This window comes from Streptomyces sp. NPDC058291, assembly GCF_042880855.1.
Taxonomy (GTDB): Bacteria; Actinomycetota; Actinomycetes; order Streptomycetales; family Streptomycetaceae; genus Streptomyces.
This window is the reverse complement of sequence record NZ_JBHVYK010000095.1, coordinates 16,012-23,264: the sequence shown is the minus strand read 5'-3', so window position 1 is coordinate 23,264 and position 7,253 is coordinate 16,012. Positions and strand designations below refer to the sequence as shown.

Annotated in this window: 7 protein-coding genes and 1 pseudogene; 5 read left to right on the top strand and 3 right to left on the bottom strand. The window is 74.2% G+C overall.

Annotation, left to right across the window (positions count from 1 at the left end; genetic code table 11):
• Positions 1 to 243 precede the first annotated feature (243 nt).
• Complete coding sequence (locus tag ACFVYK_RS32460; protein ID WP_389780195.1) at positions 244 to 669, top strand: YchJ family protein; 426 nt, start codon at positions 244 to 246, stop codon at positions 667 to 669.
• A gap of 18 nt (positions 670 to 687) precedes the next feature.
• Here ACFVYK_RS32460 and ACFVYK_RS32455 read toward each other — a convergent pair whose 3' ends face one another.
• Entirely contained in the window at positions 688 to 1,389 is a 702-nt protein-coding gene (locus tag ACFVYK_RS32455) for a FadR/GntR family transcriptional regulator (protein WP_389780193.1), read from the bottom strand.
• 140 nt (positions 1,390 to 1,529) lie between these two features.
• Here ACFVYK_RS32455 and ACFVYK_RS32450 point away from each other — a divergent pair, with 140 nt between their 5' ends.
• The 4 genes and pseudogenes from ACFVYK_RS32450 (at position 1,530) to ACFVYK_RS32435 (ending at position 5,357) form a co-directional block, all read left to right on the top strand.
• Positions 1,530 to 2,084, top strand: a complete 555-nt coding sequence (locus ACFVYK_RS32450; protein ID WP_389780191.1) for a gluconokinase — start codon at positions 1,530 to 1,532, stop codon at positions 2,082 to 2,084.
• A gap of 60 nt (positions 2,085 to 2,144) precedes the next feature.
• Positions 2,145 to 3,542 (top strand): gluconate:H+ symporter, encoded by a 1,398-nt coding sequence (locus ACFVYK_RS32445; protein ID WP_389780189.1) that lies wholly within the window; start codon positions 2,145 to 2,147, stop codon positions 3,540 to 3,542.
• Positions 3,543 to 3,552: 10 nt separating this feature from the next.
• Entirely contained in the window at positions 3,553 to 4,314 is a 762-nt protein-coding gene (locus tag ACFVYK_RS32440; protein ID WP_389780187.1) for an SDR family oxidoreductase, read from the top strand.
• Between the two features lie 15 nt (positions 4,315 to 4,329).
• Positions 4,330 to 5,357 (top strand): annotated as a pseudogene (locus ACFVYK_RS32435) (L-idonate 5-dehydrogenase).
• Between the two features lie 84 nt (positions 5,358 to 5,441).
• On the opposite strand, the gene ACFVYK_RS32430 reads toward ACFVYK_RS32435, so the two are convergent.
• Both ACFVYK_RS32430 and ACFVYK_RS32425 read right to left on the bottom strand, forming a co-directional pair.
• Positions 5,442 to 6,062 (bottom strand): cytochrome b/b6 domain-containing protein, encoded by a 621-nt coding sequence (locus tag ACFVYK_RS32430; RefSeq protein WP_389780185.1) that lies wholly within the window; start codon positions 6,060 to 6,062, stop codon positions 5,442 to 5,444.
• Positions 6,046 to 6,723, bottom strand: coding sequence for a molybdopterin-dependent oxidoreductase (locus ACFVYK_RS32425; protein ID WP_389780183.1), 678 nt, complete (start codon positions 6,721 to 6,723; stop codon positions 6,046 to 6,048). Before ACFVYK_RS32425 ends, ACFVYK_RS32430 begins: the two co-directional genes overlap by 17 nt.
• Positions 6,724 to 7,253 lie beyond the last annotated feature (530 nt).

Here is a 7,253-nt window from a genome sequence, read left to right as displayed (position 1 = left end):
TCGAACGCACAGGCCCGCGGAGACCGCTCCCCGGGCCCCCCGCGCCCCTGGCAGGACGGGTGCGCTCACTGGCCGGGCGGGAGCGGCGGGCCGGGGCAGTGAGCCGACCCGCGTCGCAGCGCTCCGCCGAAGGCAGCGTCTCGAACGCACAGGCCCGCGGAGACCGCTCCCCGGGCCCCCCGCGCCCCTGGCAGGGCGGGTGCGCTCACTGGCCGGGCGGGAGCGGCGGGCACAATGGGGGTCATGGTCCGACGTACCGCCCGTCCTCGACGGAGCGCCTCCGCCGTCTCCGCGTCCGCCGACTGCCCGTGTGGTCTGCCCGCCGCGTACGAGGCGTGCTGCGGGCGCTATCACGCGGGCGGGCGGGCCACGGCCGCGCCCACCGCCGAGGCGCTCATGCGGTCGCGCTACAGCGCCTTCGTGCGGGGCGACACGGCGTATCTGCTGCGGACCTGGCATCCGCGGACCCGGCCGGAGCGGCTGGAGCTCGATCCGGGAATGCGGTGGACGGGGCTGGAGATCCTCGGGACGGCCGACGGGACCGCCTTCCACACGACCGGGACCGTGGAGTTCCGGGCCGCCTACCGGGGCGGCGCACTGCACGAGCGCAGCCGGTTCGAGCGGGTGGACGGGGCGTGGGCGTACGTGGACGGGGATTTCCCCGGATAGCCGTGCCGTGGCCGCCGGTCAGGGCGCCAGGATGTCCAGTTCCTGGAGGGCGCCGACCGTGATCTCGCGGGTCAGCCGCTCCGCGCGCACCGGGTCGCCCTCGCGGACCGCTTCCGCCACCTGCACGTGCAGGGTGACGGCGGCCGGGTCGGGGTCCTCGAACATGACCTCGTGGTGGGTGCGGCCGGCCAGCACCTCCGCGACGACGTCGCCGAGCCGGGCGAACATCTCGTTGCCGGAGGCGGCGAGGATCGCCCGATGGAAGGCGACGTCGTGGACGAGGTACTCCTCCAGGCGGTGGCCGCGTGAGTTGGCCACCATGCCCAGGGCGCACCGCGTCAGCTCGGCGCACTGTTCGGCCGTGGCGTGGCCGGCTGCCAGGCCCGCCGCGACCGGCTCGACGGCCGAGCGCAGGACGGTGAGCGAGCGCAGCTGGTGCGGGCGGTCCGCGCCGGCCAGCCGCCAGCGGATGACCTGCGGGTCGTAGACGTTCCACTCGGGCTTGGGGCGCACCGTGACGCCCACCCGGCGGCGGGACTCGACCAGGTTCATGGACTCCAGGACGCGGACCGCCTCGCGCATCACGGAGCGGGAGACGTCGAAGCGCTGGGCCAGTTCGTCGGTGCGCAGGACGCTGCCCGGCGGGTACTCCCCCGCGGTGATCGCGGGGCCCAGGGCGTCCAGAACTCGGCCGTGCAGACCCCGGCCCGGAGTGGTCATGCACACAGAGTACGCGGTAGATCACTAAGCCAAAAAGTCAGACTTATTCATCACAGCCTCTTGAATTCGTCGTACCTAATCGGTTCCAGTGTCGTCGGCGTCCGTTGGCGTCAGGCGTCGAGGAAGACAGCGAGGCGAAGATGCGCACCCCCCAGGTCGTCGTGGTGATGGGCGTCGCCGGCACGGGCAAGACCACCATCGGTCCGCTGCTCGCCGCCCGGCTGGGCGTCCCGTACGCCGAGGGTGACGACTTCCACCCCCAGGCCAACATCGCCAAGATGTCGGCCGGCACCCCGCTCGACGACGGCGACCGGTGGCCGTGGCTCGACGCCATCGGCGGCTGGGCGGACGAGCGGGCCGGGCTGGGCGGGGTGGTCAGCTGCTCGGCGCTGAAGCGGTCGTACCGCGACCGGCTCAGGGCCGCGGCCCCGGGAGTCGTCTTCGTGCACCTGGCCGGCGACCGGTCCCTGATCGAGGACCGCATGGGGCACCGGCAGGGCCACTTCATGCCCACCGCGCTGCTGGACTCGCAGTTCGCCACGCTCCAGCCGCTGCAGGCGGACGAGGCGGGCGTCACCGTCGACGTCTGCGGCAGCCCGGAGGCCATCACCGGCCGGGCCGTGACGGCGCTCGCCGCCCTGCCCGATGCCGCCGAGCGATCCTTCTCGATCGAGCGCCCCTCCTCGGCCGAGTAACCCCCTCGGCCGAGTAACCCCTCACCCTCCCCCGTCCCGATCAACCCCAAGGGAACCCCCGTGACCAGACTCAGCGTCGAGATGCTGGCGGCGGACACCGTCGAGCCGATCACCTCGGCCGGCCACGCACAACTGGGCATCGCCGTACTGGCGGGCATCGCCGTGATCGTCCTGCTCATCACCCGGTTCAAACTGCACGCCTTCCTGGCGCTGACCATCGGCTCGCTCGCGCTCGGCGCGTTCGCCGGGGCGCCCCTCGACAAGGCCATCGCGTCCTTCACCGCCGGGCTGGGCTCGACGGTCGCCGGGGTGGGCGTGCTGATCGCGCTGGGCGCGATCCTCGGCAAACTGCTCGCGGACTCCGGCGGCGCCGACCAGATCGTCGACACCATCCTCGCCAAGGCCGGCGGCCGCTCGATGCCGTGGGCGATGGTGCTGATCGCCTCCGTGATCGGCCTGCCGCTGTTCTTCGAGGTCGGCATCGTGCTGCTGATCCCGGTCGTGCTGATGGTCGCCAAGCGCGGCAACTACTCCCTGATGCGCATCGGCATCCCGGCCCTCGCGGGCCTGTCCGTGATGCACGGCCTGATCCCGCCGCACCCCGGCCCGCTGGTCGCGATCGACACGCTCGACGCCAACCTCGGGGTGACGCTGGCGCTCGGCATCCTCGTCGCGATCCCGACGGTGATCATCGCCGGTCCGGTGTTCTCGAAGCTCGCCGCCCGCTGGGTGGACGTACCGGCCCCCGACCGGATGGTTCCGCAGCGCCCGTCGGAGGATCTGAAGAACCGGCCGAGCTTCGCCGCCACCATCGCCACCGTGCTGCTGCCCGTCGTCCTGATGCTGTCCAAGGCGCTGGTCGACATCGTGGTGGACGATCCCGAGCACACCGTGCAGCGCGTCTTCGACGTGATCGGCTCTCCGCTGATCGCCCTGCTCGCCGCGGTCATCGTGGGCATGTTCACGCTGGGCAGGCCGGCCGGGTTCAGCCGGGAGCGGCTCTCGCGGACCGTGGACCTGGGGCTCGCGCCCATCGCGGGCATCCTGCTGATCGTGGGCGCCGGCGGCGGTTTCAAGCAGACGTTGATCGACTCCGGGGTGGGCCAGATGATCCTGGACATCTCCAAGGACTGGTCGATCCCGGCCCTGCTGCTGGGCTGGCTGATCGCGGTGGCGATCCGGCTGGCGACGGGTTCCGCGACCGTGGCGACGATCTCGGCGGCCGGTCTGGTCGCGCCGCTGGCCGCCGACATGTCGACGGCCCACACGGCCCTGCTCGTCCTCGCCATCGGCGCCGGCTCGCTCTTCTTCAGCCAGGTCAACGACGCCGGCTTCTGGCTGGTGAAGGAGTACTTCGGGCTCAGCGTCGGGCAGACCCTGAAGACCTGGTCCGTGATGGAGACGATCATCTCGGTGGTCGCCGGCGGCCTGGTCCTGCTCCTGTCGCTGGTCGTCTAGGGGGACGGCGATGAGTCACCCCCTGTTCGACATCGCCGGCCGGACGGCTCTGGTCACGGGCTCCAGCCGGGGCATCGGCCTGGCCCTGGCCCGGGGCCTGGCGGAGGCCGGCTGCACGGTGGTCCTCAACGGCCGCGACGCCGGGCGCCTGGAACGGGCCGCCGCCGGACTGCCCGCGGGCCGGGTCCGCACGGCCGCCTTCGACGTCACCGACGGTCCGTCCGTCGCCGCCGGGATCGCGGACGTCGAGGAACGGGTCGGCCCGCTCGACATCCTGGTCAACAACGCGGGCGTCCAACTGCGCGCGCCGCTTCTGGAGTTCACCGACTCCGACTGGCACCGGCTGCTGGACGCCAATCTCACCAGCGCGTTCCTGGTGGGCCGGGAAGCCGCCCGCCGGATGACGGAACGCGGCCACGGGAAGATCGTCAACATCTGCTCCCTGCAGAGCGAGGTGGTCCGGCCCGGCATCGCGCCGTACGCGGCCACCAAGGGCGCGCTGAAGATGCTCACCAAGGGCATGTGCGCGGACTGGGGGCCCTACGGCGTGCAGGTCAACGGCCTCGGCCCCGGCTACATCGAGACGGAGCTGACCCGGCCGCTGGTCGAGGACGAGGAGTTCAGCGCCTGGGTGCGGCGCCGCACCCCGGCCGGACGGTGGGGCCGCACCGAGGACCTGGTGGGCGGGTTGCTGTTCCTCGTCTCTCCCGCGGCGGACTTCGTCAGCGGGCAGGTGCTGTACGTCGACGGCGGCATGACGAGTGTGCTCTGAGGGGACGTGAGGCCGATGCTGGGCTGTGTGATCCACGGTCGGGGCGACCTGCGCGTCGAGGAGCTGCCCACGCCGTCGCCGGGACCGGGCGAGGTGCTCGTCGCCGTCCGCTACGGCGGGGTCTGCGGCTCCGACCTGCACTACTGGCGGCACGGCGGGGTCGGCGACTTCCGGCTGCGGGAGCCGATGGTGCTCGGCCACGAGGTGGTGGGGACGGTGCTCGCGCACGGCTCCCCCGATGCGTCGGGCGTGCCCGTGGGCGCCGAGGTCGCCGTGCACCCCGCCACCCCGTGCGGGGTGTGCCCGGAGTGCGCGCGGGGCCGGGCCAACGTCTGCCGGGACACCCGCTACCTCGGCAGCGCGGCCCGGACGCCGCACGTCCAGGGCGGGTTCGCGGCGCGGATCGTCGTCCCCGCCGCGCAGGCACGGCCGCTCCCCGGGGACTGGCGCCGCGGCGGGCCGCGCTCGCCGAGCCGCTGGCGGTGGCGCTCCACGCGGTGCGGCGGGCCGGCCCGGTGGCCGGCCGGCACGTCCTGGTCACGGGGGCCGGACCCGTCGGCTGCCTGGTGGTGGCGGCGGCGAAGGCGGCCGGCGCGGCGCACGTGACCGTGACGGACCTGCTGCCGGCCGCGCTCGGGTACGCGCGCGCCGCCGGCGCCGACACGGTCGTCCTCGCCGACGATCCGGCGGATCCCGGATGGCCGCCGGAGGCGGACGCGGCCGTCGAGGCCTCGGGAGCGGCCGCCGGACTCGACGCCTGTCTGCGGCGGGTGCGGCGCGGCGGGACGGTCGTCCAGCTCGGCATGCTGCCGCCGGGGCCGAGCCCGTTCCCGGGGAACCTGGTGGTCAGCCGGGAGATCGAACTGCGCGGGGCGTTCCGCTTCGACGTCGAGTTCGACGACGCCCTGGCCCTGCTGGCGGCGCGGCCCCTGTTCGACGGGCTGATCAGTGCGGTGCTGCCGGTGACGGACGCGGAGTCGGCGTTCGCGCTGGCGGCCGACCGGGCGCGCTCCTGCAAGGTCCTGCTGGACTTCGCGAGCTGAGGTCCGCGTCAGCGGCTCGCGCGCCATGACCGGCCCTCCGGGGAGCCGAGGACGGCTCCGGGGCGTCCAGCGGTACGAGGGACGCTACGGCCGCCACAGGCGGTGTTCGCGCTCCGCCCACTCCCGGCTCACCGAGCCGGTGCGCATGCCGCGGCGGGCCTCCGGGTCGCCCAGGGCCATCCCGATGTGGCCCGCCAGGACGACGCCGACGGTCAGGGCCAGCCAGTCGTGGACGAAGGTCGCGCTGGTGCGCCACATGATCGGCGCGAGGTGGGTGAACCACATGAGCAGGCCCGTGCCGAGCATGACCAGGGTCGCCCCGGCGATCCAGGCCGCGTAGACCTTCTGCCCGGCGTTGAACTTGGCCGCCGGACGCGACTCCCGGCGCTTGTCCCGGCGCAGCGCCGCCCGCAGCCAGCGTCGGTCGTGCGGGCCGAAGCGGTTGAGGTGTCCGAGGTCGGCGCGGAACGCGCGGGAGACCAGCCCCGCCAGGACGGGCAAGGGCAGGGCCAGCCCGGCCCACTCGTGGACGCGGACCACCAGTTCGCGGCGGCCCACGAGCTGGGCGAGCTCGGGGACGTAGAGGAAGGACGCGGTCACCACGCACACGCCCATCAGCAGGGCGGTGGCGCGGTGCACCCACCGCACGGCCCGGGTGAAGCGCGGCACGTGCGCGGCGGGCCGCGCCTCAGCTCGTAGGGTCATCGTCCCGTCCGTTCGAACGGCCGACCCAGGCGTCGACGTCGTAGCCGCGGTCCTCCCAGTAGCCGGGGCGCACCTTCTCGGTGACGGTGATGCCGGAGAGCCACTTGGCGGACTTGTAGAAGTACATGGGCGCCACATAGAGGCGGACGGGTCCGCCGTGGTCGTGGCCGAGGTCCTTGTCCTGCATCCGCAGCGCGACCAGGACGTCGGCGCGGCGGGCCTGGGCCAGGGTGAGGCTCTCGGTGTAGGAGCCGTCGAAGCAGGTGAAGCGGACCGCGCCGGCCCCGGGCCGCACGCCGGCCGCGTCCAGCAGTTCGGACAGCCGCACGCCCTCGAAGGGGGTGCCGGGCACCCGCCAGCCGGTGACGCACTGGACGTCCTTGACCACCCGGGTCTGGCGCATGGCCCGCAGCTCCGGCAGCGTGTAGGTGACGGGCCGGTCCACCAGGCCGTCCACGGTGAGGCGGTAGTCCGCGGCGTTCTTGTGGGGCACGGACGAGGTGACCGAGTAGTAGCGGAAGCCGCCGCCGTTGGGGAGCAGGCCGGTCAGGCCGGTGGGGTCCTTGTCGGCGGCGCTGCCGAGGAAGGCCTCCAGACCCCGCTGCAGCGGGGGTGCGGCGACCACGCCCAGGGCGCCCAGGGCGAGCGTGCCGAGGAACACCCGCCGGCCGACGGGCGTACCGCGTTCACCCGACGACCCCGACGACCCGGGCGACTCGGGCGACTCGGGCGACTCGGGCGACGGGGACGTTCCCGTGGACTCGGTGGGCCGGGGCGCCGCGGACGGCTCGGGACGGTCCGCTCGCCCGGGCGGTGCGGGACGTTCCGGTGGTGCGGGTCGTTCCGGTCGTTCGGCCGGATCGGACGGTTCGGGGTTCACCTGTCCATTCGAGCACCCGGGGGCCCGTCGGGGCCAGGGATCCGGGGCGGCCGTCAGACTTCCGTCATGACTTCTCGCCCGCCTCTCGGCCACGGCCCGGGCCGACCGGTTCCGAGCGCGCCGGCCCGGGCCGTCCGGAAGGCCTCGCCCGGACAGGGGCCGGGGCCGGAGCGGGGGCCAGGTCCGGAGCGGGGGCCGGGGCGGCAGCCGGGGCCGTGACCGGGGCCCCGTCGCGGCCAGGGGCCGGGTCCGGAGTGGGGGCCGGGGCGGCAGCCGGGGCCGTGACCGGGGTCCCGTCGCGGCCAGGGGCC

Bases quoted from the DNA above. Each gene is read 5' to 3' on its own strand.
- ACFVYK_RS32460 (WP_389780195.1), top strand. From the start codon at position 244: ATGGTCCGACGTACCGCCCGTCCTCGACGGAGCGCCTCCGCCGTCTCC.
- ACFVYK_RS32455 (WP_389780193.1), bottom strand. From the start codon at position 1,389: ATGACCACTCCGGGCCGGGGTCTGCACGGCCGAGTTCTGGACGCCCTG.
- ACFVYK_RS32450 (WP_389780191.1), top strand. From the start codon at position 1,530: ATGCGCACCCCCCAGGTCGTCGTGGTGATGGGCGTCGCCGGCACGGGC.
- ACFVYK_RS32440 (WP_389780187.1), top strand. From the start codon at position 3,553: ATGAGTCACCCCCTGTTCGACATCGCCGGCCGGACGGCTCTGGTCACG.
- ACFVYK_RS32430 (WP_389780185.1), bottom strand. From the start codon at position 6,062: ATGACCCTACGAGCTGAGGCGCGGCCCGCCGCGCACGTGCCGCGCTTC.